This is a genomic window from Streptococcus sp. 1004_SSPC (assembly GCF_001069025.1).
GTDB classification, from domain to species: Bacteria; Bacillota; Bacilli; order Lactobacillales; family Streptococcaceae; genus Streptococcus; species Streptococcus vestibularis.
Genome location: NZ_JWGQ01000048.1, coordinates 1 through 24,475 on the forward strand (window position 1 = coordinate 1; position 24,475 = coordinate 24,475).

A 24,475-nucleotide genomic window follows, 5' to 3' on the forward strand; every position below is an offset into this window, starting at 1 on the left:
GCACTTTCAGAAATAATGTTGAATCAGAAACCGTATTATACTTGACAAATGGTAGAAAAAGAGTCCGTTGGACCATTCCAATGGACTTTTTGTACGTCAAAAAAGCACCGAATCGGTGCCACTTTTTTCAAGTTGTATACGGACTAAGCTTTATTTTAACTCGCTGTATTGTTTTGAATGGTTTCAATATTTTGTTATTACGATTTTCGGTTGACATCTCTTAGAACTCATCTTATCATAGAGGGGTCTAGTATTGAAATGGGATAAGGGACATGTTATACGAATATCCAGCTATTTTTTACATGATTGAGGAAGCTAACAGGATTAGTTTTCCCAACTTTGGTCGGATTTTTAGGTAACTTCTTTATTTGATGTTATGACGAAATCGTCAGTATATTTGGCTTATATTATTTATTGTTATGGGGACTAGGTCTTGCCTGATCTGACGGCAGTAAGTAGTATTACTAATGAGAAAGAGCTTGTGGTTTTGATTCAGGCAGAACTTGATTGACATCAAAAAACTCTTGGAAGGTTAGTTTCCGAGAGTTTTAATTTTTATTAGCCATATAGACGCCAAGGACTACCAAGATTCCCGCTAAAATTTGTAACTGTGAAAAGGGCTCCCCTAAGAAGACTACAGCAGCTAGAATTGAGATAATCGTCGATATGCCAATGAAAGAAGCGGTTCGGTTAACTCCGATATTTGCGATAGCAAAATTTGAAAGGATATACCCTATAACACTACAGCCCAATCCTTGGTACAGGATGGTTATGGCGAACTTTGAATTACTCCAAGGGAGCGTTAAGAGCTCCTTCAAGTTACCTGTTAGAAAGCTATGGCTTAGTGCAAAGAGTCCAAATGTAAGGCAACCACTGGCTAACATAAAATAGGTAATTTCAAAGCTAGTGAATTGACCGGCTTTTTCAACGTCAACGCAATAAAGAGCATAGGAGACAATGGCTAAACCTAAAATGAAGTAGCCGACAAGTGAGAAGTTGGTGGAGGCACCTGCAGCGAATACGGCAATGATGATACCGATGAGGGTTGTAGTGACACCTAGCACTTGCCAACGACTTGGCCATTCTTTCAAAATAAGACTAGACATGATAAGCGCGACGACCGGAATGCAAGCGAGGAATGCTCCACTTTCAGAGGCAGTAGTCATACGAATTCCAATCGTTTCGCAGATAAAATAGATAATAGGATTAAGGATGGCAATACGTGTCAGAGGTCTGAGATTTCTGACATTTATGACTACCCTACGTCTTCTTGCGAGAAGATAAAGGTTGACAAAGAAGAAGGCTGTGACAAAACGCCAAGAGATTAAAGCAAGGCCACTGGCCTGTGCTGTAATCGATTTGGTAAAGATAAAACTGAGCCCAAAAAGGATCTCGCAGGCAGCTGCAGCCAAACATCCCAAGATAATTTTATGTCTCATTGTCTCACCCCCTGATTATGGATTTCCATACCTATTATAGCACCTTTAGATAACGCTTTCATCAATCTGAATCTAAAAAGATTAGCAGAATAGCTAGCCTATCTTATATTAGTTACCAATTGAGACAGTTCCGTTTGAGCCATTTGTTTTGGCTGAATTACCGTTTTCGCTGTTCAATTCAGCCGAACCGTCTTTGTTGACTTTAACTGAGGCACTTGAGTCGGTAGAAGAAGAGTATTTTCTCACCTTACTTGATGATGATGAAAAAGATGAGTCAGTTTTGTTTTTGGAGTTACCACATGCTGCTAGGGTTAACAAGGCGAGAACTGAGACAGATGCTAAAGTTAATTTAGAAAATACTTTCATAATAATCTCCCTTTTTTATTAGTAAATTTAATTTAATGAAAACTCATCAAATTAAAAGCGCTTCTATTTTTTACCCAACTGTAAACTCTTTGTAATATAGGTGTTGTATAAGACTAATCTGTTGAAAAATAAGAGGATTCCTTAAGGGTTATGATAGATATTTTAAAACGTTCAGTTCGGTTGTTAGGCTTCTCTTTGTTATAATAAAAGAAAACAAATGTAGGTGCATTATGTATCAAACGACGATTAAAGGTGACAAATGCTATCATTCACTTTCAGAGGGTTACGGAGTGTCTGTGGAACTCTTTGGATATACGGATTGACTCTAGCTATGAAGAAGCGGATATAGATGTTGATATCAGCTTGGTGAAATAAGCTTGTTATCCGTCGAGAAATTCGTGTTATACTAGTAGCTATAGACAACCTGTTTCACTTGTGGTGGGATGGGTATTGATAGGAGGGCTTGCTATGCAAGACAAACTACATGAAATCCGTGTGTTTGAGAATTTTCAAGAAGAACTATTTGAAACTGGGCATGTGATTGTCACAACTGAGGTCGTCGAGAAGTCCTTGAATTATTTTGGTAATGCTCATGGAGGTTATTTATTTACGCTCTGTGATCAGGTGGCAGGACTTGTGGCACTTTCAACAGGGGACTACGCTGTGACTCTTCAGTCCAATATCAATTATTTAAAGGCAGGCCATTTGTCTGACCAACTCAAGATTGAAGGTCTTTGTGTGCATAATGGTAAAATGACCAAGGTGGTAGAAGTCCTCATTACTAATCAGGAGGAAAAAATTCTTACTAGGGCGACCTTTACCATGTATGTGACAGGCTCGGTTTCGGAGTAGAGAAGGGATCTTATGTCAGATTTTCAAACTGTGGATGAGTTTGCAGTCTTTGTAAATGACTACCTGACACCAGACCAATTGAGTGTTCAGGAATATTCTTGTGCCTCTTGACGATTATGATATGATGTGTCCTTAGCATGCCGTCTGAAATTTTTCTGGCTTACACAAGGTCTTTTTCAGTCTGTAATGGATTTGGATAATAGTTTTTCTATAGATACTGAAAGCCTGACTATGAAGGTACGACTTAGGGGACCAAGAACTCCTGTTTCAAGCGACTGGACTGGAGATGGTGGTTATTGATTTAACTGGCCCTCTTTATCGTTTCGTTGATGTGTCATTCAATGAGGGAGTCGAAAGACTTATATAACAGCCTTGGCCGGTGAGGACAATAGTCTGGAAATGATTGCTCTTGCGCCAGCTGCTTGTGCGTTTTTTAAACTTAGAGGGCCTGCGACGGCGGCTGTTTGGGAGTGTTTTCATTATGCTAAGAAACATTTTATGATGATTGATCAGCCTACTGTAGAGGTTTATCCACCAGGGAATCGTCAGGCTGAAGATTATGAAATGGAAATTTGGATTCCAATAAAGGAGGAAGTGTAGATGCGTTTGGACAAGTTTTTGGTGGACTGTGGTGTCGGGAGTCGTAGTCAAGTCAAGAACTTTCTGAAAAAGAAGCAAGTGACTGTAAATGGGCAGGTGGAAACATCACCTAAGACTCAGATTGATGAGAATAAAGACCGAATTGCTTACTTGGATCAGGAGTTGACACATGAGACTTTTGTTTACTATCTCTTAAATAAACCTCAAGGTGTCATTTCAGCAACGGAAGATCCCCGTCATAAGACTGTGCTCGATTTACTCGATGACACAGCAAGACATAAGCAGGTTTTTCCAGTTGGTCGCTTGGATATTGATACTCATGGTCTCCTTCTATTGACCAATAATGGAGACTTAGCCCACGCTATGCTATCTCCGAAGAAACATGTGGACAAAATTTATCAGGCGAAGGTGGCTGGTGTCATGGATGAAGAGGATACCTTGGCTTTTGAAAAAGGGATTAAACTTAAAGACCATACTTGTCAGCCAGCTAAACTAAAGATTGTTTCAGTGGATAGGGCTATTGGAACTAGCCTAGTTCAGATTACCATTTCTGAAGGGAAATTTCATCAGGTTAAGCGTATGGTAGCTGCTTGTGGTAAGGAGGTGACAGATTTACAACGTTTGAAAATGGGACCTTTAAGTCTGCCAAATGATTTAGAGCTTGGTGCTTGGCGACGTTTGACACAGGAGGAGTTAGACACTCTAACTGTTTTTGGAATTCCTTTGACTTAAACTAGTCTAATAGTTGCGAAATAGGCGGATTTTTGTTACTATTATTGTGATATTCTAGAAGAAAAAACGAGGTAAATTCAAGTGGCATTTGGAGATAACGGACCACGTAAGAAATCATTTTTTGAACGTCTAACAGTATTAGTCGTTTTGATTATGCTATTAGTAACAGTTGGGGCATTGATTTTCCAAGCAGTCGCATCTGTCCTTTAAGACGCTATCAAGCGTTTTTTTGTGTATGTCGGAAATTCTTTGGTATGAGATTGAATTAGAACACTACATACAAATCAGAAAGAGAGAATATAAATGAGTATGTTTTTAGATACAGCCAAGATCAGTGTCAAAGCTGGTCGTGGTGGCGATGGGATGGTTGCCTTCCGTCGTGAAAAATATGTGCCAAATGGCGGTCCTTGGGGCGGTGACGGTGGTAAGGGTGGCTCAGTCATTTTCAAGGTTGACGAAGGCTTGCGCACCCTTATGGATTTCCGTTATAACCGGAAGTTCAAAGCCAAAAACGGTGAAAAAGGGATGACCAAGGGTATGCATGGTCGAGGAGCTGAGGACCTTATCGTTAGCATCCCGCCTGGTACGACAGTACGTGACGCTGAAACAGGTAAGGTTATTACTGACATGGTCGAGGATGGCCAAGAGTTTATCGTTGCTCACGGTGGACGTGGTGGACGTGGAAATATCCGTTTTGCGACACCTCGTAATCCTGCCCCTGAAATCGCTGAAAATGGTGAACCAGGTGAAGAGCGTGAACTTCAATTGGAATTGAAGATTTTGGCTGATGTTGGTTTGGTTGGTTTCCCATCTGTTGGTAAATCAACAATTCTCAGTGTGGTAACGGCAGCAAAACCAAAGATTGGTGCCTACCACTTTACGACAATTGTTCCTAACTTGGGAATGGTCCGTACAAAGTCAGGAGAGAGCTTTGCCATGGCCGACCTTCCAGGATTGATTGAAGGTGCTAGCCAGGGGGTTGGTTTGGGAACACAGTTCCTTCGCCACATCGAGCGTACACGTGTTATCCTTCATGTTATTGATATGTCAGCAAGTGAGGGGCGTGATCCTTACGAGGATTATCTTCAAATTAACAAAGAGTTGGAAACTTACAACTTGCGCTTGATGGAACGTCCACAAATTATTGTTGCTAATAAGATGGATATGCCTGAGGCTGAGGAAAACTTAAAAGAGTTTAAGGAAAAATTGGCTGCTAATTATGATGAGTTTGATGAGTTGCCACAAATTTTCCCAATTTCAAGTTTGGCTCACCAAGGTTTGGAAAATCTCTTGGAAGCTACTGCAGAGTTGCTTGATGAGACAGATGAATTCTTGCTCTATAGCGAAGACGATATGGAACAAGAAGAAGTTTACTACGGCTTTAACGAGGATGAACGTCCATTTGAAATCAGTCGTGACGATGATGCGTCATGGGTACTTTCTGGTGAGAAACTTGAAAAACTCTTTGTCATGACTAACATGGAACGTGACGAATCTATCATGAAATTTGCGCGTCAATTGCGTGGTATGGGAGTTGATGAAGCGCTCCGTGAACGTGGTGCTAAGGATGGCGACATCGTTCGTATCGGTAACTTCGAATTTGAGTTTGTGGATTGACGTTGTAAGACTCTCTAAGTACTGAAGCACTTGATAGTCTACAGCAGCCGCTATGGCGGCCTGCCAAGCAACCTCACTAACTATGTGAAGTCGGCGAATTTAAAAATATTGAAATAAGAGGTTTACAATGGGAGATAAACCGATATCCTTCAGGGATAAAGATGGAAACTTTGTTTCTGCGGCCGATGTTTGGAATCCAAAGAAACTTGAAGAACTCTTTACGCGCTTAAATCCTAACCGAAAACTCCGTCTTGAGCGTGAACGCTTGGCAAGGGAAGAAGCAGCAAAACACTCGGAACTAAATGAAGAAACAGAGCAAGTCTAGCACTTGCTCTGTTTTTCTTATCCAAAATAGTAATTAAAAACAGCTACTCTAGCAAGAGTAACCGTTTTGATAATTAGGCTAGGCGTTTAGAACCTTGTCCAAGAATTCTTTCAAACGTGGGTGTTGTGGGTTATCAAAGATTTGATCTGGAGTACCATCTTCGAGGAACTCACCCTCTGCAGTAAAGATTACTCGGTTGGCAACTTGACGGGCAAATCCCATTTCGTGAGTAACGATAATCATGGTCATACCTTGCTCTGCCAATTCTTTCATAACGTTAAGAACATCTCCGACCATTTCAGGGTCAAGGGCAGAAGTAGGTTCGTCAAAGAGCATGATATCAGGATTCATTGCCAAACCACGTGCAATCGCCACACGTTGTTTTTGTCCACCTGACAAGCTATCTGGCGTTGCATCAGCCTTGTCAGCAAGTCCAACACGATCAAGAAGATCCATAGCTAATTTATCAGCTTCTTCTTTAGTCATGCGTCCAAGTTCAACTGGTGCGAATGTCACATTTTCAAGGACGGTCATGTGTGGGAAGAGGTTGAAATGTTGGAAAACCATCCCGATATTTTCACGGGCTTTGTCAAGGTTTGTCTTAGGATCTGATAATTCATAGCCATCAACGACTACTTTACCAGAAGTTACTGTTTCAAGTAGGTTAAGAGTACGAAGGAAGGTTGATTTACCTGAACCTGAAGGACCGATGATACATACAACGTCACCTTCGTAGAATTTGGCGTCAATGCCTTTAAGGACTTCATTGTCGCCGTATGATTTGTGCAAGTCCTGCACATCGATTTTCAATTCAGCCATTATTTAAGTCTCTTTTCTAGTCGTTTGGCCAATTTCGTCAAGCATGTGATGATGACCAAGTAAAGGATGGCCAAAATCGCATACATACGGAATGATTGGTAGTTACGAGCAATGATGATTTTACCAGTTTGGAAGAGTTCGACCAAACCGATAGCTGATACGATAGTCGTATCTTTCAATGAGATAACAAATTGGTTGATGAAGTTTGGCAACATCAAGCGAACAGCCTGTGGCAAGATGACCTTACGCATTGTTGTATTGTAAGGGACACCCAAGCTTCGGCTGGCTTCCATTTGACCAATTGGCACAGCTTCGATACCACCACGCACAATTTCAGCAATGTAAGCACCACCGTTAAGTGAGAGGGCGATAGTCGCTGCCACAAAGTCATTGATTGGTGACTGGTGACCAGTGATATTTTCAATCAAGTTCGGAATACCCCAATAGATGAAGGCTGCAACAATCATCAATGGGATACCACGAACCACGTCAACAAAGACTTGCGAAATCACGCGGAGTGTCTTGTTTGGTGCAACTGCCATCATACCGAAGAGAACACCGATAATCATGGCAATAGCAAATGAAAGAAGGGTCAAACCAAGGGTAATTCCAAGACCTTGGAGGAGTTGTTTATAGTTGTTCTTAATCAAGCCTACGATGGTTGTTTCATCGGTAGCTTTTTTTGAGCTTCCCTCTTTTGATTTGTTGCTATCGAGGTATTTATTGATAATCTTATCGTAAGTACCATCTTTAACGATAGCAGCTAAACCATTGTTGAACATCTCAATCAACTCAGGATTAGCACCTTTTTTAACAGCAAAGCCGACATCACCAGTAGCAATACCTTCAATTGGTGTTGTAAAGTTACGCCCTTGTTGGATAGCGTATAGAAGAACGGCTTCGTCATCCATAAGAGCATCGATTGAACCAGAGTTCAAGCTGTCATACATAGTAGAAGCTTCATCGTAAGCACGGACCGTAAAGCCATATTCACCAGCGTGGTCTTCCAACCATGAGTAAGATGACGTACCGTTTTTAGCTCCTACAGTCTTACCTTTGAGATCCTTATAAGATTTAATCTTACTTCCTTTAGCAACAGCCAAACGAATATTTGATGTGTAGTAAGAATCTGAGAAGTCAAAGATTTGTTTACGAGCATCAGTGATGGTCATACCGGCCAATACGGCATCAGCTTGGCTAGATTGTACAGCATTAAGTGATGCATCGAAACCAGGGTTTGTCAATTTGACATTAAAACCTTGGTTTTTAGCAATGGCATTGATGATATCGACATCGATACCTACATATTTACCTGAACCATTTTGATATTCGAATGGAGCAAAAGATGAGTCCATTGAGATAGTGTAGGTTTCCTTGGCAGGAGTGGCTTTTGCGTTAGCATCACCAGTCAATTTAAGATCTGCTGAAGGTTTTGATGAAGAAGATTTTTCTGAATCCCCCAACCATTTGTTCATGATTTTGTCGTAGGTGCCGTCTTTCTTCATTTCCTTAAGAGCTTCGTTAAAGTCTTTGATAAGCTTCTCGTGTTTTCCGCCTTTTTTAACAGCAAAAGCGAAGCTACCGATAGATTCAGGCTTGATGTTGATAGCGTAGTCTTTTCCTTGACCAATAGCGTATTTAACAACTGGCGTGTCGTCCATAGCTGCGTCAACAGAACCTGAATCCAAGCTGTTGTTCATCAAGTCGCTAGTGTCAAAAGTTTTAACTGTGAAACCATATTTGCTAGCGTTTTTATCGAGCCAAGTTTGAGCAGCGGTACCGTTTTTAACACCGACTGTTTTCCCCTTCAATTGTTTGTAGTCGCTGACTTTGTCGCTACTACGTGTATAGATAACAATTGAAGTGTCGTAATAAGTGTCTGAGAAAGTGAAGACCTTCTTACGTGCGTCGGTAACAGTAGTACCGGCCATTAGGGAGTCTGCTTGGCCTGATTGAACAGCGTTAACGGCTGCATCGAAACCAGGGAAGGTTTGGTTAACATCCCAATTTTTACGTTTGGCAACTTCGTTGATGATATCAACGTCAATACCTTTGTAGATCTGATCAGAATCTTTGAATTCAAATGGGGCATAGGCTGTATCTGAAACGACTGAAATTGTTTCAGCAGATACCTTAGCTCCGAAAACAAAGAAAACTGACATGGCACTCAAGAAGAGTGTCAGAAGTTTTTTCTTCATTATAAAAAGTCTCCTTTATAAAATACCCTCTTATTCTATCAAAAAAAGGTCTTATTATCAAACTTCTAGAAGTTTGATGTCAGGAAATGTGACAAAGTCAGTTAGCTATGAGAGCTATCTGGGAAGAAGTTGACAAGCTTGTGTCAATTAGTTACACTGTAATCGAATACATGTAAGATTTGTTACAGGAGCTAAAAAATGAAGAGACGTATACTTGAGAAATATACTAGCCGATATGATAAAGTCCCAAGTTGGCTGATGATTATGCTGTCTTGTTTTATTGCTTTTGGTTATGTCCTCATAGGTGGATTTCTATCAGGGATTGTTGTGGGAATTCCAATGGCTATTGTTCTTTCATTCTTGATGTTTAATGGCGACATTCAGTTTCAGGATATAAATACGATTTCCTATAAGATGTTTTCAAACATGTATTTTCAGTTGGGAACATTTGCCTTCACTGCCTTAGCTATCTTTTTCTGGGTTAAAGTTGTTGAAAAACGTCCCATTCGTACACTTGGATTTTTCAAGGGTTATATTTGGTTGAACTTGCTTAAGGGCTGGGGATTTGGGACTTTACTCTTGTTAGTTAGTTTCCTTGGGACTTATTTACTTGGAGGGTTAGAATTTGTAAAAGTAGACTTTTCTCAGAGAACCGTCTTATATATACTTTCCCTAATACCTTTCTGGTTTATCCAAGGCGGAACCGAGGAACTGGTGACACGTGGTTGGTTACTTCAGACGGTGACTAATAAATTGAACCTTTCCTGGGGAATTGCCATCTCAAGTTCTTTCTTTTCAATATTACACCTAGGAAATCAAGGTGTTACAGCCTTATCTCTTATCAGTATTGTTCTAGTAGGGGTTCTCATGGCTCTTTACATGCTCAAGACAGATAATATCTGGGGTGTCGCTGCCCTTCACGGTGCTTGGAACTTTGCGCAAGGGAATCTAGTTGGCGTGGCAGTTAGTGGACAGAATGCAGGCGGTAGCTTATTGCACTTTCAGGCCAGGTCAGGCGTGCCTGATTGGTTGTCAGGAGGAGCTTTTGGGCTAGAAGGAAATCTCGTTACCTGTCTCGTTCTCTTGGTAGGGATTATCATCCTTCGTCTACAATTGAAAAAAGAAAACTTTTAAGGCTGAGTTCAAAGACTCGGTCTTTTTACTTCTGTGTTAAAATAGAAGAAAGTTTGGAAAAGGGGAAGAGATGATAGTAAAGCTTGAGCGAGGTATGATTTGGGTACAGATTGTCTATGGACTTATACTTCTTATCGCTTCCACCAGTTTATTCTGCTGGCTTCTTATAGACGATTATCGTTTTGGGAATTTTGTGGATAACTGTGTTGCCTTCCTCGTTTTACTAATATTTCTTCATGCTCTGACTAACTTAGTTGATGGTATTGTGAGACTTAAAGGTCATAAAAAAATTTTGGAAATTAACAATGATACCTTTATTTATTATGGAAGATTATGTGGACGGGTCACCTTTGAGATTCTGCTGTCTGAGATTGACTTGGTTATGAAGGATTGGTCAACGCCAATGGATGATGCCAAACACTCATCAACTATATACTATATCCTAAAACGTATCTATGATTTCGGGAATATAAGGTCTTGGGAAAGGAAGAGGTATAGAGTTTTATACATTTTTTTCAAAGATAGTAAAACGGCCTTGAAATATGATAAAAAACTTGGTTTTCAGACACGAAAAAAGCGAAAATACGTTGCTGCGACACGAATGATTCACATTCCTATCGCAGAAGGAGAATTTTTCTCCGATCAAGAGATGAATGATTACATAAATGAAAGGAAAAACCATGATAGATAGAAAAGAAAATAACCAATTTCATTTGGTTTCTAAATACGAACCCTCAGGAGATCAGCCTCAGGCTATCGAAACCTTGGTTGATAATATCGAAGGTGGCGAAAAGGCTCAAATTTTAAAGGGTGCGACAGGGACAGGTAAGACCTATACCATGAGTCAGGTCATACAGCGCGTGAATAAACCAACCTTGGTTATCGCCCACAATAAAACTTTGGCAGGTCAGCTTTACGGAGAGTTCAAGGAGTTCTTCCCAGACAATGCTGTAGAATACTTCGTTTCCTACTATGATTTCTATCAGCCAGAGGCCTACGTACCGTCATCAGATACCTATATCGAAAAAGATAGCTCTGTAAACGATGAAATTGATAAGCTACGACACTCAGCAACGTCGGCCCTCCTTGAGCGTAATGATGTTATCGTTGTGGCTTCCGTTTCTTGTATTTATGGTTTGGGTTCACCCAAAGAATATGCCGATTCAGCGGTTAGTCTTCGTCCAGGCCAAGAGATTTCTCGAGACAAGTTGCTCAATGACCTAGTTGATATCCAGTTTGAGCGTAACGATATTGATTTTCAACGCGGAAAATTCCGTGTACGTGGCGATGTGGTTGAAATTTTCCCTGCCAGTCGTGATGAACATGCTTTTCGAGTGGAATTTTTCGGTGATGAGATTGACCGCATCTGTGAGATTGAAAGCTTGACAGGACGCAATCTCGGCGAGGTTGAGCACCTTGTTCTTTTCCCGGCGACTCACTTTATGACTAATGAAGAGCATATGGAAGAAGCCATCAAGAATATTATGGAAGAGATGGAAGCTCAAGTTAAGCAATTTGAAGCTGAGGGTAAGCTCATCGAGGCTCAACGTATCCGCCAAAGGACAGAATACGATGTCGAAATGCTCCGTGAGATGGGTTACACCAATGGTGTTGAAAACTACTCGCGCCATATGGATGGACGTAAAGAAGGCGAGCCACCTTTCACCTTGCTTGATTTCTTCCCAGAAGATTTCCTTATCATGATTGATGAAAGTCACATGACTATGGGTCAGATTAAGGGAATGTATAACGGAGACCAGGCCCGTAAGAAGATGTTGGTTGATTACGGTTTCCGTTTACCATCGGCGCTTGATAACCGTCCACTTCGACGTGAAGAATTCGAGAGTCATGTTCATCAGATTGTCTATGTGTCTGCCACTCCAGGGGACTATGAGATGGAGCAGACTGAGACTGTTGTTGAGCAAATTATCCGTCCGACAGGGCTCCTTGATCCAGAAGTCGAAGTTCGTCCAACTATGGGTCAAATGGATGACCTCCTTGGTGAAATCAATGCCCGAACTGAAAAAGGCGAGCGTGTCTTTGTAACAACTTTGACTAAGAAGATGGCTGAAGACTTGACCGATTACCTCAAGGAAATGGGAGTCAAGGTCAAATACATGCACTCTGACATTAAGACTTTGGAACGTACTGAGATTATCCGTGACCTACGTTTGGGTGTCTTTGATGTTCTTATTGGTATTAACCTTCTTCGTGAAGGGATTGACGTTCCTGAAGTTAGTCTGGTTGCTATTTTGGATGCGGATAAGGAAGGTTTCCTTCGTAATGAACGTGGGCTCATCCAAACAATCGGGCGTGCTGCCCGAAATAGTGAAGGGCACGTTATCATGTATGCGGATAAGATTACGGAGTCTATGCAGAAAGCTATGGATGAAACTGCTCGTCGTCGTGAAATCCAAATGGCTTATAATAAGGAGCACGGTATCACTCCGCAAACGATTAAGAAAGAAATTCGTGATCTTATTTCGATTACCAAGGCCAATGAAGCAGAAGTGGCAGAGGATACGGTGAACTACAGTGCCATGAACAAGAAAGAACGCCAAGAAGCCATCAAGAAACTTCAAAAACAAATGCACGAAGCGGCAGAACTGCTTGATTTTGAATTGGCAGCACAAATCCGTGATATGGTTCTAGAGCTGAAGAGTATGGATTAAGGTGAGATTAATGGATATTAAAGTGTTACAAGAAAAGTTTTGTGAATATAAGGAATTAATGAATTGGTTTTATATACAGGGGATTCTAAGAACTGATAACTTAGTTGGTTCTTATGCTGAATACTTGCTTTCTGACAAATTGAATTTAGAGTTATGTGATAATAGTTCAAAGGATGTAGATGCTATTGAGATTGTTGATAATAGAGAAATTAGGTACCAGATTAAGTCTCGTAGGTTAAATGGGAGGGAAGATGGTCTAAATGTTGAGTTTGGGTCAGTTTCAATTTCAACTGAAAACCCAACTTTTGATTATCTTTTAGTTTTGGTTTTTAGTCCAACTTTTGAAGTGGATTATGCTTATAAAATACCTTACGAATCAATTAATATGTACTCTGTTAAAAAGTCTAATGGGAAGAGAGCAATTATACTAAATAAAAAACGAATTAAGCAATTTGAGGATAATGATGATAAAATTGAAGATATCAAAAAGAAATATTTAAGTTGATTTGATTATATAACTATTGCTCCTACTAAATAAATATTTACTTATAGAAAGGAACTATATGTCACGTTCACAAGCTACTATTCTGACCAACATGTGTCTCATTGAAGATGGTCATGGAAATATTGTTATGCAAATTCGCGATCCCAAGCGTTATTCTTGGTCAGGTGCTGCCCTACCTGGTGGCCATATTGAAGCACACGAGGGACTAGTGGAGTCAGTTATTCGTGAGGTCAAGGAAGAAACTGGCTTGACCATTAAAAATCCTAAATTGGTTGGTATGAAGCATTGGTACACGACAGATGACGAGCGTTATCTCGTTTTCCTCTATAGAACTTCAGACTTTGAAGGTGACATTCACTCGACAGAGGAGGGAGAAGTCCGTTGGGTTGCCAGGGAGGATGTTCCTAAGATGGAGCTGGCCTATGACATGCTCAACCTCTTGCGCGTGTTTGAAGAGGATCAACTCTCCGAACTTTTCTATCGTGAGCGCCTTGAAAATGATTTCCTAAAAGAGTTTTGGTAAAAAAATGAACTATTTATTCAAATGAATGAATAGTTTTTTTGTCTTTGAAATTAGATAGAAAACTTTAAAACAAACGATTTTGGGTATTCATAACGACTCCGAAATTAATAAAAATAAAAAATAAATCAATAAAAGTTCATTATTTCATTGACAAATGCATAATAATACATTATTATACTTACATAAGTTAATAAATATAGAAAAGAGATTGATTATGAAAACATGGAAAAAACTTTTGTTGGGATTTGCAGGGATTTTTGCTTTGATGACTTTAGCAGCTTGTTCTTCATCGAAGGACACTTTGGAAAAGGTACAAGATAAAGGAACTTTGACAGTTGCTCTTAATCCCTATTTTGCTCCTTTTGAATTTAAAACCATCCAAGATGGTAAGGATACTATTGCTGGAGCAGACATCGAAATTGCCAAGGCTATTGGCGATGAACTAGGTGTGAAAGTCAAATTCTCTGAGATGTCTTTTGATAATGTCTTAGCCAGCGTTCAATCTGGTAAAGCTGATATTGCCATTTCTGGTATCTCAGCCACTAAAGAGCGTCAGAAAATTTTCGACTTCTCAGATACTTACTATGAGTCTGAAACGGTTCTTGTTGTCAAAAAAGATGCGACAGGAACTTACAAACAAACCGGTGATTTTGCTAAAAAATCTGTAGCCGTTCAAAAAGGTTCTATTCAAGAAAGCATTGCTAAATCCAACTTGTCAGATGCTAATGTGGTATCCTTGGCACAACCTGGTGAAGCTATCAATGAATTGAAATCTGGTCAAGTTGAAGGAGTGGTTCTTGAAAAAGCCATTGCACAAGGTTATATAGAGCAAAACAATGACCTAGCTGTGTCAGACATTGCTCTCAAGTCAGATTCAAAAGACGCCTATGCCGTTGCAATGCCTAAAGGAAGCGATAAGCTAAAAGCAAAGGTTAATAAGGTTATCGCTAAACTCAAAAAAGAAGGTAAGATTGACAGCTATGTTCAAGATGCCTATGCTCTGTCACTTAAGAGTTCTACTAAATAAGGGGGTATTATATGAAGAAATTTTGGTTTATCCTTACAGCTCTAGTCGCCACGTGCTTTCTAGTTGCTTGTAGCGGAAGTCAGGGAGTGAACACAAAAACGATTAAGGAAAAGAAGAAAATTGTCGTGGCAACAGAATCAGAATTTGCACCATTTGAGTTCAAATCATTGGTTAACGGCAAAGATACGCTAGTTGGAGCAGACATCGAGTTGGCCAAAGCTATCGGTGAAAGACTCGGCGTAAAGGTTGAATTTTCCGTGATGTCTTTTGACAATGTCCTCGCTAGTGTGCAAAGTGGTAAATCAGACATCGCCATTGCAGGAATCTCAGTAACAGACGAGCGTAAGAAAGTCTATGATTTTTCTGATAGCTACTATACCTCTGAAAATGTAGTGATTGTCAAAAAAGACAAGGTGAATGATTTTACGAGTGCTGATAGTCTAGCTAAACAAACTGTCGGTACGCAAAAAGGGTCCGTTCAAGAAACAGTTGCTAAGAAACAAATTTCTAAGGCAAGTGTCGTTTCGCTGGCTTCAAATGGTGAAATGATTAATGAACTCAAGTCAGGACAGCTTCAAGCAGTTGTACTTGAGAAGGCCATTGCAGAAGGTTATATCTCCCAAAATGACGATTTAACCCTTGCCAACTTTAACCTCAAGTCAGACGGTTCGGATGCTTATGCAGTCGCGACACGTAAGGGCTCGGACGATCTGCTTAAAGAAATCAATGCCGTCATCAAAGAGACTAAAGACTCTGGACAATTTGACCAATGGTTAAAAGAAGTATCAACCTACAAACAAAGTAAGTAAATTTAAAACTTCTGAGCACCTGAAACAAGTCAATTTCAGGTGTTTTCACCAACGGCGAAAAGTCTCGTTTGGTGCTCGCTTTACTCACTTAAGGGGAGTCGCCAAAAATTCTTGAATCTAAATGGGGCAATACCCCATGTTTTATTGAATTCTCTGCTAAAAACAGTTATTATCAAAGTAGGTAAGTCTGTTCAAATAGACAAATGACATCGTATAGAGTGCTTAAGAAAAGCAAGGAGAAACTATGAAGCTACCACGTTTTGGTGTTGAAGAATGGCTTAATGTCCATGAAAAATCTGCCATTTATGATATCGCAGGAGTTTCAATTAAGGCCCTCACAATGGAAGAATTATTTGAGTTGTCAGGCCTGGATAAGGACGCCTTTTTTGCTCAACTACTAAAGAAAAAGATGGATTACGGTTGGATTGAAGGGTCACCAGAGTTCAAGACTCAAGTGGCTAGCTTATACAAGAACATACCAGTTGATAATATCCTCCAAACCAATGGAGCAACGGGAGCGACGATGCTAGCCCTTTACGCTCTTATTGAGCCTGAAGACCATGTCATCTCCATGTATCCAACCTATCAACAGCTCTATGACATTCCCAAGTCGCTAGGAGCAGATGTGGACCTTTGGGAGATTGAGGAGGACTATAACTGGTTGCCTGGTTTGGATCGACTCCGTCGTCTGATTCGCCCTAATACCAAGATGATCTGTATTAACAATGCCAACAATCCTACCGGGGCCCTTATGGACGCTGCTTACCTCGAGGAGCTAGTGGCTATCGCTAAAGAAGTAGATGCCTATATCTTCTCAGATGAGGTCTATCGCAGTTTTGACCAGCCTGCGCCTTCTATTGTGGATTTGTATGAAAAGGGTATTGCCATCAATAGTCTGTCAAAGACCTATTCGATTCCCGGTATTCGTGTGGGTTGGGTAGCTTCTAACACTGAGGTAGCGGACATTTTACGTGACTACCGCGACTACACGATGATTTGTGCTGGAGTCTTTGATGATATGGTGGCTACCCTTGTCTTGGAAAATAAAGAAGCTATCCTAGAACGTAATCGTCAGATTGTGGAGGAAAATCTAGCTCTTATGGATGCCTGGATTGCCAAAGAACCTAAGGCGTCATGGATTAGACCTGCTAGTGTTTCCACCTCTTTCGTCAAATTAGATGTGAATCGTCCTATTGAAGATTTTGCTTTAGAGCTTCTTCAGGGCTATGGTGTTCTTGTGGTTCCGGGTAACCGTTTTGACAAGGAGTCCCATGTCCGCATCGGTTATTGCTGTGACAAGGAAGTCCTTCAAAAGGGCTTAGAAAAACTGTCGCAATTTCTTAATAAATGTTGACAATACCACTAATTTTAAGTAAAATAAACGAGCAAAAATTATATTTATACAGGAGTTTCTTATGAAAAAACTATTCCTTGGAGTCATGGCTTTCCTTGCTACTGTTACCTTGGTAGCATGTGGGTCAAAAAAAGACGCTTACGAATCTATTAAAGAAAATAAAAAACTTGTCGTAGCTGTTAGCCCTGACTATGCACCATTTGAGTTCAAAACTTTGGTTGACGGTAAAGACCAAGTTGTCGGGTCAGACATCAAGTTGGCACAAGCTATTGCTGATGAACTTGGGGTTAAACTTGAAGTGACAACAATGAGCTTTGACAATGTCCTTTCTAGCCTTCAATCAGGTAAGGCTGATCTTGCTATTTCAGGCATCTCAGTAACAGCCGAACGTAAAAAAACCTTCGATTTCTCAGATCCTTACTACGAAACACAAAATGCTATCATTATTCGTAAAGATCAAGAATCTACCTACCCAAGCCTAGACGCTTTCAAGGGTAAAAAAGTAGCTGTTCAAAAAGGTACTATCGAAGAAGGACTTGCTAAGAAACAGTTGAAAGACTCAACAGTCGTATCACTTACAGCGATGGGTGAAGCTATTAACGAAGTTAAGTCTGGCCAAGTTGATGCTGTTGATCTTGAAAAACCAGTAGCAGAAGGTTACGTGGCACAAAATCCAGATTTGGCATTGGCAAGTGTTGCCCTCAAAGTTGACGATGGTGATGCTAAAGCAGTCGCTATGGCTAAAGGTAATGACAAATTGAAAGAAGCAGTAAACAAGGTTATCAAGAAATTGAAAGACAATGGTACTTATGACGAGTACATCAAGGATGCTTCTAAATATACAGCAGTTGAGTAAAAAATAGACTAGAGGATGATTCCTCTAGTTTTTTGTATGGCGAAGTCTCTGATAATCTTCAGTAAGACTTAGAAAATAGCGTTGACATCAAAAATGCCCAAACTTAAAAGATATTTCTTGACAGAAAAAGATCAGTCTTGTATACTTGAATAGAACGTGTAAAATGTTACATTATCTTGAGGAGGTGAATTCAATGTCAAAAACAGTAGTACGTAAAAACGAATCACTTGACGACGCTCTTCGTCGTTTCAAACGTTCTGTGACTAAAGCTGGTACTCTTCAAGAGGCTCGTAAACGTGAACATTACGAAAAACCTTCTGTAAAACGTAAACGTAAATCAGAGGCAGCTCGCAAACGTAAAAAATTCTAATTAAGAATGAAATTAACAGAAAAAAACTTGAGTTTACTCAAGTTTTTTTCTGTTAATCGAATAAATAAGTCAGTTAGTAGTTATGAGATACAAAAAATAAGACGTCTGGAATTTCAGACGTCTTTAGTTGAACAAATAAAGATTATTTGTTTGCAAGAAGATCGCGGATTTCAGCAAGCAATTCTTCTTGTGATGGAGCTGTTGCTTCTTCAGTAGCTTCTTCTTTTTTACCAAGAGCTGCGGCGTGGTTAGCAGCTTTAACAACGAAGAAGAGAGTAATACCAACGATGATGAAGTTGATAACTGCGCTCAAGAAGCTACCGTATGCGATACCGTTCCATGACAATTTAGAGAGGTTTTCAACATTAGCAGCCTTAACAACTGGGTTAAGGATAAGTGGTGTGATGATATCACTTACAAGTGAAGTGATAATAGCGTTGAAAGCAGCCCCCATAACAACGGCTACAGCAAGGTCAAGGACGTTACCCTTGAATAAAAAGTCTTTAAGTTCTTTAATCATTTTGACAATGAATCCTTTCATCTATTCACTTAATAGTCTATCTGATTTTGTAAATCTTGACAAGAGTTTTGCTCATGAAAAATCAATTTTATTTTACTTTCATTTTTCGTCATGTTATAATTAGAAGTAATGCAATTATGGTAAGATGGGGGGGCGATTAGATGGTAATTGATAAAACTTTAATAGAAGATATTAAGAGCAGTACCAATATCGTCGACGTGATTGGTGAAGTTGTCAGTCTTAATCGTGCTGGCCGCAATTACCTGGGTCTCTGCCCCTTCCATAAGGAGAAAACCCCCTCATTTAATGTTATTGAGGACAGACAGTTTTACCATTGTTTTGGTTGCGGAAAGTCTGGAGATGTCTTTAAATTTTTAGAGGAATACCGTCAGATTTCTTTCCAAGAAAGTGTCAAGGTTCTGGCAGATCGACTAGGTATCGCAGTTAGTATAGATGCGCCAAGGCAAGTCCAGCAGCAAAATTCTCCTAATCAAGCCTTCTATGATCTTCATGAGGATGCACTTAAGTTTTACCACGCTGTCCTCATGACGACCAAGATAGGAGAAGCAGCGCGTGCCTACCTTTATGAGCGTGGTATGACTGACGATTTACTTAAGACCTTCCAGATTGGTCTAGCCCCTGACGAACCAGATTATCTCTATCAGTCTGTATCAAAAAAATATGACGAAGAGGTACTGACAGAATCAGGTCTTTTTAATCTTTCTGAAAGTAATCGTCTTTTCGATACTTTTAAAAATCGAATTCTGTTTCCGCTTAAGAATGAGTTTGGAAAGACTATCGGTTTTTCAGGGCGTGTTTGGACCAAGGAAGATATTGAAAAAGGACAAGCCAAGTACAAAAATACAAGGGCTACCTGCATTTTCAATAAGTCTTATGAACTCTACCACCTCGATCAGGCTAAGCCAGTGATACAGAAAACCCATGAGGTCTATCTGATGGAAGGGTTCATGGATGTCATTGCGGCCTATAGGGCTGGGCATGTTAATGCAGTAGCTTCTATGGGAACAGCTTTGACTCCTGAGCATGTCAATCGTCTGCGTAAACTCACCAAGAAAATTGTTTTGACCTATGATGGTGATAAGGCTGGGCAAAATGCGATTGCCAAGTCTCTTGAGCTTTTATCGGATTTTCAAGTGGATATTGTTAAAATTCCAGACAATATGGACCCTGATGAATATCTACAGAAAACATCCGAAGAGGCTTTGGGGAAACTTTTGGTCGAGTCCCGTATTTCAGATGTGGAATTTTGGATAGGACAGCTAAAACCTGCTAATGTAGACAATCTTCAAGCGGAGATTGCCTATGTCGAGCAGATTGCAAAGATTATTGCCAAGTCACCTTCTGTGACGGCACAAAATTCTTACATTTCTAAGGTGGCTGACCTTTTGCCTGACTTTGATTTTTTCCAAGTCGAGCAAGCGGTCAATAACGAACGATTGACCATGAGAAATCAGCAGACGGCTCAATTATCGGCTGCTAGTAATAGTGCTTATGAGTCTTCAGCGTCAGGATTCAGAGGAACGGTCAATCTACCTTCTACACCTAAAATCACAGGTCTTCGTCGAGCGGAAAATCAACTCTTCCATCGTATGGTTAATCATCCTATGATTTTGAATGACTATCGCATGAGAGAGGAGTTTTTCTTCCAAACACCTGAGTTAGAGGAGCTTTATCATATTCTGAAACAAGATGGTCAGATTGATACCGTAGCTCTGTCTCTCCTTTCTCAAGAGGTGCAAACAGCCTATTATCAGGTTTTAGAGGAGATTTTACCACCTGAAACTAGTCTTGAAGAAGTTCAGGCTATCGAAGAGCGTAGAAATCAATTTTTGAGGGAACAGGACTTTCGTAAGCAAAGTAAACAAATAAGAGAATCAAGTAACCACGGTGATGTGGATGCAGCGGTGGAAGCCCTGCAAATGCTCATCGCCCAAAAACGAGATATGGAGTAACACATGACAAATAAAAAACAAAATACAGCATTTAACGTTCAAGTCGCTGATTTCATTCGTAACCACAAAAAGGCTGGTACAGTAATTGATGATGAAGTCACAGAAAAACTAGTTATCCCATTTGTTCTTGACGCTGATGGGATTGATGACCTTTTGGAACGTTTGACAGATGGTGGTATTTCTATCACTGATAAGGACGGAAATCCTTCATCTAAATATGTTGTTGAAGCCCCAAAACCAGAAGAGTTGACAGACGAGGAGCTTCTTGGTTCAAACTCAGCTAAGGTCAATGACCCTGTTCGTATGTACCTCAAAGAGATTGGGGTAGTGCCTCTCTTGAGTAACGAAGAGGAAAAAGAATTGGCTATCGCTGTTGAAAATGGTGACTTGGAAGCTAAACAACGTTTGGCAGAAGCCAACCTTCGTTTGGTAGTCTCAATCGCTAAACGTTATGTGGGACGTGGTATGCAGTTCTTGGACTTGATTCAAGAAGGTAACATGGGGCTGATGAAAGCCGTTGATAAATTTGACTACTCTAAAGGTTTCAAATTCTCAACTTATGCGACATGGTGGATCCGTCAAGCAATCACACGTGCCATCGCAGACCAAGCACGTACCATCCGTATCCCAGTTCACATGGTTGAAACTATTAATAAATTGGTACGTGAGCAACGTAACCTCTTGCAAGAGTTGGGACAAGACCCAACGCCTGAGCAAATCGCTGAACGTATGGATATGACTCCAGATAAGGTTCGTGAAATCCTTAAGATTGCTCAAGAGCCAGTTTCTCTTGAAACACCTATCGGTGAAGAGGATGACAGCCATTTAGGTGACTTTATCGAGGATGAAGTTATCGAAAATCCAGTAGATTACACAACTCGTGTCGTTCTTCGTGAACAATTGGATGAAGTGCTTGATACCCTTACAGACCGTGAAGAAAACGTTCTTCGTCTCCGTTTCGGTCTTGATGATGGTAAGATGCGTACCTTGGAAGATGTTGGTAAAGTCTTCAACGTTACTCGTGAACGTATTCGTCAGATTGAAGCTAAAGCCCTTCGTAAATTGCGCCACCCAAGCCGCAGCAAACAACTTAAAGACTTTATTGAAGACTAAGATAGTAAATGGAAGGGGCCTGATTATTAGGCCCTGATTTTGGAGGAAAAGCTATGTCTGAAGTAAAATACACTGAAGCAGAAATTGAAAAAATCAAGGACCGTATCTTGGAAGCTTTAGAAATGGTTATTGACCCTGAGTTGGGGATTGATATTGTCAACCTTGGCCTTATTTACGATATCCGTTTCCAGCAAGATGGCTATACTGAAATCGATATGACCTTGACGACTATGGGATGCCCACTGGCAGATCTTTTGACAGACCAAATTTATGACGCTATGAAAGAAGTTCCTGAGGTAACCAAGACTGAGGTTAAATTGGTCTGGACACCAGCATGGAATATTGAAAAAATGAGTCGCTATGCCCGTATCGCCCTAGGTATTCGTTAGGAGAAGGCTTATGAAAACACTGGCTATCGTTGTTCCTTGTTATAACGAGGAAGAGACCATCCCTCCTTTTTTAGAGGCTTGTCAGGCAGTTGAGCGACAAATAGCCAATCAGTTGGCTTTCAACTATTACTTTGTCAATGACGGTTCAAAAGATCGTACCTTAGAAGTTTTAAGACAGGTTTCAAAACAGTTTGAGAATGTTCATTATCTCTCTTTCTCTCGTAATTTTGGGAAGGAAGCCGGCTTACTTGCAGGACTTGAAGCAGCCCAAGGTGACTACGTCACAGTTATGGACGCCGATCTTCAGGATCCACCTGAACTTCTTATCGAGATGTATGCCAAAATCCAAGAAGGTTACGACGTTGTAGGGACACGACGTGCAGACCGCAAGGGTGAGCCGCCTATTCGTTCACTCTTTGCTAAGGCCTTCTATTGGTTGATTAATAAAGTTTCCGATACTGAAATGGTGGATGGCGCTCGTGATTTCCGTTTGATGACTCGTCAAGTCGTTGATGCCATCCTTGAGCTCAAGGAAGTCAATCGCTTTTCAAAAGGACTCTTTTCATGGGTCGGCTTTGATGTGGCCTACGTCTCTTATGAAAACCGTGAACGTGTGGCGGGAGAGACCTCATGGTCTTTTTGGAGCCTATTGAGTTACTCACTTGATGGTTTTATCAACTTCTCAGAAGTACCCTTGAAGCTTGCCACATGGGCAGGAACCTTCTCATTCTTAATCTCCTTGGTTGGAATTCTCTTTGTTGTTGTCCGAAAACTAACTATAGGTGGGAGTGTTGCAGGCTGGGCAAGCCTTGTCTCAATCATCCTTTTTATCGGAGGAATCCAACTTCTAGCCTTAGGTATCATCGGGAACTATATTTCAAAGATTTTCCTAGAAACCAAGAAACGACCAGTTTATATTGTTAAGGAAAAAGGGTGAAGGAATGAGTGAAAAAAAGAAAACAATTAACGCCTTTATGTTAATTGTTCTTTTGTTTGGTATAGTATCATTATTTGCCTCCTATCCTCTTTCAAATGGGGATGAAGGTTTCCATATGGCAAAAAGTTATTCTATGTTTTCTGCAACATCCCCTAAGGAGACCTCGGAAAAAAGATTAAGAGAGATTGAACTTGCTGCCATTAGTCAACCTAAACAAATTTCTATAAGAAAATTTTACGGTGAAAAGATTGAAAGTGTTGCAAATGATGGAATTAAATTTAATGTTTTAACCGACCAAAATCTAACATCAAAAATAGATGTTGGGCATCTTGTACCTGCAATTGGTCTACTCCTAGGAAGGTTGATTTACCCAAGCTATGGTGTAATGCTATTATCTGCTAGATTATTTAATTTAATCTTCTTTTTGGGAGGAATGTATCTAATTTTTAGAAGGGCCAAGTTTGATCATCTGATTTTCTTGATGATATTTACTGTTCCTTTTATGCAGAAAATAGCTAGTCCATCATATGATATCTTTGCATTTCTTGCTGTAGCAGCCTTTGGGACAAATTTCTTATATTTGAGTCAGTTAAAAAAAGTATCAGATGTAAGGAAAGAAGATGTTGTTTATACATTGATGACTATAGCATTAATTCTGTTAACAAAACTTAACTATATTTTTGCTTTACCAGTATTATTGGGAATTCCAATAGTATATAATCCTATATTATCAGTACTTAAACGTTTTCCGAGAATAATAAGAGTATCATTAGCAATTGTAACTAGTTTATTATTCTTAACAGTTGTTTTATTTGTCCACAGAGTCTATAATATTCCAGATTTGATAAAGGTGTTTTTCAATAATTATTTTAATGTTGCAACTATGGGGGGGAGAGGTGCGACACTATTCTCTGTAGTTCAAGATAATCTCCCAGAGATAGTGAATATCTGTTGGATTGTTTGTTTAGTATTGGTAATGATGTCAACTCAAAAGAACGGGTACAAATTACCCACTGCTCTAGCCGGTCTAATAGTTTATCTATTAAATTGGTTTGGTATCTTTTTAGGATTTTACAGTTCACATCCAAATCATATAACTTTTGATGATTTGACGGGAAGATACTTACATGCATATATTATTTTCCTTATCCCACTGATGTCATGGTTAGGAATGAAAATGAATTTTAGAATTTCCCCAAATGCTAAGTATTATATTGCTATTTTTTCAACAACCGGTGTCTTAGCTTTATATATAATAGCAATTGTATATAGAGGGTTTATTTTAGGTATCACCCCTGCGTGGAAAAACTGAGAGATAAAGCAGATTTTTTCTGCTTTTTTTGTT

Annotated in this window: 26 protein-coding genes; 21 read left to right on the plus strand and 5 right to left on the minus strand. The window is 40.0% G+C overall.

Annotated features, from left to right (window positions below):
• Positions 1-548: 548 nt before the first annotated feature.
• Together ADF62_RS03450 and ADF62_RS03455 are read right to left on the minus strand one after the other, a co-directional pair.
• Positions 549-1,439, minus strand: a complete 891-nt coding sequence (locus ADF62_RS03450) for a DMT family transporter (protein ID WP_048788081.1) — start codon at positions 1,437-1,439, stop codon at positions 549-551.
• 108 nt (positions 1,440-1,547) lie between these two features.
• The gene (locus ADF62_RS03455; protein WP_003094185.1) at positions 1,548-1,805 is read right to left on the minus strand and encodes a hypothetical protein; all 258 of its coding nucleotides are present in this window, start codon (positions 1,803-1,805) and stop codon (positions 1,548-1,550) included.
• 468 nt (positions 1,806-2,273) lie between these two features.
• Here ADF62_RS03455 and ADF62_RS03460 point away from each other — a divergent pair, with 468 nt between their 5' ends.
• The 6 genes from ADF62_RS03460 to ADF62_RS03485 all read left to right on the plus strand — a co-directional run bounded on the left by ADF62_RS03460 (position 2,274) and on the right by ADF62_RS03485 (position 5,931).
• Positions 2,274-2,657 (plus strand): PaaI family thioesterase, encoded by a 384-nt coding sequence (locus tag ADF62_RS03460; protein WP_048788082.1) that lies wholly within the window; start codon positions 2,274-2,276, stop codon positions 2,655-2,657.
• A 372-nt stretch (positions 2,658-3,029) separates the two neighbouring features.
• Complete coding sequence (locus tag ADF62_RS03470) at positions 3,030-3,257, plus strand: AraC family transcriptional regulator (RefSeq protein WP_239664984.1); 228 nt, start codon at positions 3,030-3,032, stop codon at positions 3,255-3,257.
• Positions 3,258-3,989 (plus strand): pseudouridine synthase, encoded by a 732-nt coding sequence (locus ADF62_RS03475; RefSeq protein ID WP_048788083.1) that lies wholly within the window; start codon positions 3,258-3,260, stop codon positions 3,987-3,989.
• Positions 3,990-4,070: 81 nt separating this feature from the next.
• A complete protein-coding gene (locus ADF62_RS10190; protein WP_003094424.1) occupies positions 4,071-4,199 on the plus strand; it encodes a DUF4044 domain-containing protein in 129 nt (42 codons plus the stop codon).
• A 93-nt stretch (positions 4,200-4,292) separates the two neighbouring features.
• Positions 4,293-5,606 carry a GTPase ObgE gene (gene obgE, locus ADF62_RS03480; RefSeq protein ID WP_003093958.1) on the plus strand — a complete coding sequence of 438 codons (1,314 nt, stop codon included), beginning with the start codon at positions 4,293-4,295 and terminating at the stop codon, positions 5,604-5,606.
• A 127-nt stretch (positions 5,607-5,733) separates the two neighbouring features.
• Complete coding sequence (locus ADF62_RS03485) at positions 5,734-5,931, plus strand: hypothetical protein (protein ID WP_048788084.1); 198 nt, start codon at positions 5,734-5,736, stop codon at positions 5,929-5,931.
• Positions 5,932-6,009: 78 nt separating this feature from the next.
• Here ADF62_RS03485 and ADF62_RS03490 read toward each other — a convergent pair whose 3' ends face one another.
• Together ADF62_RS03490 and ADF62_RS03495 are read right to left on the minus strand one after the other, a co-directional pair.
• The gene (locus ADF62_RS03490; RefSeq protein ID WP_003093638.1) at positions 6,010-6,750 is read right to left on the minus strand and encodes an amino acid ABC transporter ATP-binding protein; all 741 of its coding nucleotides are present in this window, start codon (positions 6,748-6,750) and stop codon (positions 6,010-6,012) included.
• Positions 6,750-8,948: an ABC transporter substrate-binding protein/permease gene (locus ADF62_RS03495; RefSeq protein ID WP_048788085.1), complete on the minus strand. Its 2,199-nt coding sequence runs from the start codon at positions 8,946-8,948 to the stop codon at positions 6,750-6,752. The genes ADF62_RS03490 and ADF62_RS03495 overlap by 1 nt, the downstream gene beginning before the upstream one ends.
• A 198-nt stretch (positions 8,949-9,146) precedes the next feature.
• On the opposite strand from ADF62_RS03495, the gene ADF62_RS03500 reads away from it, so the two are divergent.
• The 10 genes from ADF62_RS03500 to rpsU all read left to right on the plus strand — a co-directional run bounded on the left by ADF62_RS03500 (position 9,147) and on the right by rpsU (position 18,198).
• Positions 9,147-10,082, plus strand: coding sequence for a CPBP family intramembrane glutamic endopeptidase (locus ADF62_RS03500; protein ID WP_003096527.1), 936 nt, complete (start codon positions 9,147-9,149; stop codon positions 10,080-10,082).
• Between the two features lie 70 nt (positions 10,083-10,152).
• Entirely contained in the window at positions 10,153-10,773 is a 621-nt protein-coding gene (locus tag ADF62_RS03505; RefSeq protein WP_003096528.1) for a hypothetical protein, read from the plus strand.
• Positions 10,763-12,754, plus strand: a complete 1,992-nt coding sequence (gene uvrB, locus ADF62_RS03510; protein WP_037621367.1) for an excinuclease ABC subunit UvrB — start codon at positions 10,763-10,765, stop codon at positions 12,752-12,754. Before ADF62_RS03505 ends, uvrB begins: the two co-directional genes overlap by 11 nt.
• A 10-nt stretch (positions 12,755-12,764) precedes the next feature.
• Entirely contained in the window at positions 12,765-13,259 is a 495-nt protein-coding gene (locus ADF62_RS03515) for a DUF6998 domain-containing protein (RefSeq protein WP_003093476.1), read from the plus strand.
• Between the two features lie 58 nt (positions 13,260-13,317).
• Positions 13,318-13,782 carry an 8-oxo-dGTP diphosphatase gene (locus ADF62_RS03520; protein ID WP_003093679.1) on the plus strand — a complete coding sequence of 155 codons (465 nt, stop codon included), beginning with the start codon at positions 13,318-13,320 and terminating at the stop codon, positions 13,780-13,782.
• 214 nt (positions 13,783-13,996) lie between these two features.
• Positions 13,997-14,809, plus strand: coding sequence for a transporter substrate-binding domain-containing protein (locus ADF62_RS03525; protein ID WP_003093913.1), 813 nt, complete (start codon positions 13,997-13,999; stop codon positions 14,807-14,809).
• An 11-nt stretch (positions 14,810-14,820) separates the two neighbouring features.
• Positions 14,821-15,618, plus strand: coding sequence for a transporter substrate-binding domain-containing protein (locus ADF62_RS03530; RefSeq protein WP_048788086.1), 798 nt, complete (start codon positions 14,821-14,823; stop codon positions 15,616-15,618).
• Positions 15,619-15,862: 244 nt separating this feature from the next.
• Complete coding sequence (locus tag ADF62_RS03535) at positions 15,863-16,972, plus strand: aminotransferase (RefSeq protein WP_048788087.1); 1,110 nt, start codon at positions 15,863-15,865, stop codon at positions 16,970-16,972.
• A 61-nt stretch (positions 16,973-17,033) separates the two neighbouring features.
• On the plus strand, positions 17,034-17,828 hold the full coding sequence (locus tag ADF62_RS03540; RefSeq protein ID WP_048788088.1) for an ABC transporter substrate-binding protein: 795 nt from the start codon (positions 17,034-17,036) through the stop codon (positions 17,826-17,828).
• Positions 17,829-18,021: 193 nt separating this feature from the next.
• Complete coding sequence (gene rpsU / locus ADF62_RS03545; RefSeq protein WP_002884573.1) at positions 18,022-18,198, plus strand: 30S ribosomal protein S21; 177 nt, start codon at positions 18,022-18,024, stop codon at positions 18,196-18,198.
• 142 nt (positions 18,199-18,340) lie between these two features.
• Here the strand turns inward: rpsU and mscL are convergent, their stop codons facing one another.
• On the minus strand, positions 18,341-18,718 hold the full coding sequence (gene mscL, locus ADF62_RS03550; protein WP_048788125.1) for a large conductance mechanosensitive channel protein MscL: 378 nt from the start codon (positions 18,716-18,718) through the stop codon (positions 18,341-18,343).
• Between the two features lie 161 nt (positions 18,719-18,879).
• Between mscL and dnaG the strand changes: the two genes are divergently transcribed.
• The 5 genes from dnaG to ADF62_RS03575 are packed head-to-tail and all read left to right on the plus strand — an operon-like array spanning position 18,880 to position 24,442.
• Positions 18,880-20,691 carry a DNA primase gene (gene dnaG, locus ADF62_RS03555; protein WP_048788089.1) on the plus strand — a complete coding sequence of 604 codons (1,812 nt, stop codon included), beginning with the start codon at positions 18,880-18,882 and terminating at the stop codon, positions 20,689-20,691.
• A gap of 3 nt (positions 20,692-20,694) precedes the next feature.
• The gene (gene rpoD, locus ADF62_RS03560) at positions 20,695-21,804 is read left to right on the plus strand and encodes an RNA polymerase sigma factor RpoD (protein ID WP_048788090.1); all 1,110 of its coding nucleotides are present in this window, start codon (positions 20,695-20,697) and stop codon (positions 21,802-21,804) included.
• Positions 21,805-21,857: 53 nt separating this feature from the next.
• Entirely contained in the window at positions 21,858-22,193 is a 336-nt protein-coding gene (locus ADF62_RS03565; RefSeq protein WP_048788091.1) for a metal-sulfur cluster assembly factor, read from the plus strand.
• A gap of 10 nt (positions 22,194-22,203) precedes the next feature.
• A complete protein-coding gene (locus ADF62_RS03570; RefSeq protein ID WP_048788092.1) occupies positions 22,204-23,130 on the plus strand; it encodes a glycosyltransferase family 2 protein in 927 nt (308 codons plus the stop codon).
• Between the two features lie 4 nt (positions 23,131-23,134).
• Positions 23,135-24,442, plus strand: coding sequence for a DUF2142 domain-containing protein (locus ADF62_RS03575; RefSeq protein WP_048788093.1), 1,308 nt, complete (start codon positions 23,135-23,137; stop codon positions 24,440-24,442).
• Positions 24,443-24,475: the final 33 nt, after the last annotated feature.

Bases quoted from the DNA above. Each gene is read 5' to 3' on its own strand.
- ADF62_RS03450 (WP_048788081.1), bottom strand. From the start codon at position 1,439: ATGAGACATAAAATTATCTTGGGATGTTTGGCTGCAGCTGCCTGCGAG.
- ADF62_RS03455 (WP_003094185.1), bottom strand. From the start codon at position 1,805: ATGAAAGTATTTTCTAAATTAACTTTAGCATCTGTCTCAGTTCTCGCC.
- ADF62_RS03460 (WP_048788082.1), top strand. From the start codon at position 2,274: ATGCAAGACAAACTACATGAAATCCGTGTGTTTGAGAATTTTCAAGAA.
- ADF62_RS03475 (WP_048788083.1), top strand. From the start codon at position 3,258: ATGCGTTTGGACAAGTTTTTGGTGGACTGTGGTGTCGGGAGTCGTAGT.
- obgE (WP_003093958.1), top strand. From the start codon at position 4,293: ATGAGTATGTTTTTAGATACAGCCAAGATCAGTGTCAAAGCTGGTCGT.
- ADF62_RS03485 (WP_048788084.1), top strand. From the start codon at position 5,734: ATGGGAGATAAACCGATATCCTTCAGGGATAAAGATGGAAACTTTGTT.
- ADF62_RS03490 (WP_003093638.1), bottom strand. From the start codon at position 6,750: ATGGCTGAATTGAAAATCGATGTGCAGGACTTGCACAAATCATACGGC.
- ADF62_RS03495 (WP_048788085.1), bottom strand. From the start codon at position 8,948: ATGAAGAAAAAACTTCTGACACTCTTCTTGAGTGCCATGTCAGTTTTC.
- ADF62_RS03500 (WP_003096527.1), top strand. From the start codon at position 9,147: ATGAAGAGACGTATACTTGAGAAATATACTAGCCGATATGATAAAGTC.
- ADF62_RS03505 (WP_003096528.1), top strand. From the start codon at position 10,153: ATGATAGTAAAGCTTGAGCGAGGTATGATTTGGGTACAGATTGTCTAT.
- uvrB (WP_037621367.1), top strand. From the start codon at position 10,763: ATGATAGATAGAAAAGAAAATAACCAATTTCATTTGGTTTCTAAATAC.
- ADF62_RS03515 (WP_003093476.1), top strand. From the start codon at position 12,765: ATGGATATTAAAGTGTTACAAGAAAAGTTTTGTGAATATAAGGAATTA.
- ADF62_RS03520 (WP_003093679.1), top strand. From the start codon at position 13,318: ATGTCACGTTCACAAGCTACTATTCTGACCAACATGTGTCTCATTGAA.
- ADF62_RS03525 (WP_003093913.1), top strand. From the start codon at position 13,997: ATGAAAACATGGAAAAAACTTTTGTTGGGATTTGCAGGGATTTTTGCT.
- ADF62_RS03530 (WP_048788086.1), top strand. From the start codon at position 14,821: ATGAAGAAATTTTGGTTTATCCTTACAGCTCTAGTCGCCACGTGCTTT.
- ADF62_RS03535 (WP_048788087.1), top strand. From the start codon at position 15,863: ATGAAGCTACCACGTTTTGGTGTTGAAGAATGGCTTAATGTCCATGAA.
- ADF62_RS03540 (WP_048788088.1), top strand. From the start codon at position 17,034: ATGAAAAAACTATTCCTTGGAGTCATGGCTTTCCTTGCTACTGTTACC.
- rpsU (WP_002884573.1), top strand. From the start codon at position 18,022: ATGTCAAAAACAGTAGTACGTAAAAACGAATCACTTGACGACGCTCTT.
- mscL (WP_048788125.1), bottom strand. From the start codon at position 18,718: ATGATTAAAGAACTTAAAGACTTTTTATTCAAGGGTAACGTCCTTGAC.
- dnaG (WP_048788089.1), top strand. From the start codon at position 18,880: ATGGTAATTGATAAAACTTTAATAGAAGATATTAAGAGCAGTACCAAT.
- rpoD (WP_048788090.1), top strand. From the start codon at position 20,695: ATGACAAATAAAAAACAAAATACAGCATTTAACGTTCAAGTCGCTGAT.
- ADF62_RS03565 (WP_048788091.1), top strand. From the start codon at position 21,858: ATGTCTGAAGTAAAATACACTGAAGCAGAAATTGAAAAAATCAAGGAC.
- ADF62_RS03570 (WP_048788092.1), top strand. From the start codon at position 22,204: ATGAAAACACTGGCTATCGTTGTTCCTTGTTATAACGAGGAAGAGACC.
- ADF62_RS03575 (WP_048788093.1), top strand. From the start codon at position 23,135: ATGAGTGAAAAAAAGAAAACAATTAACGCCTTTATGTTAATTGTTCTT.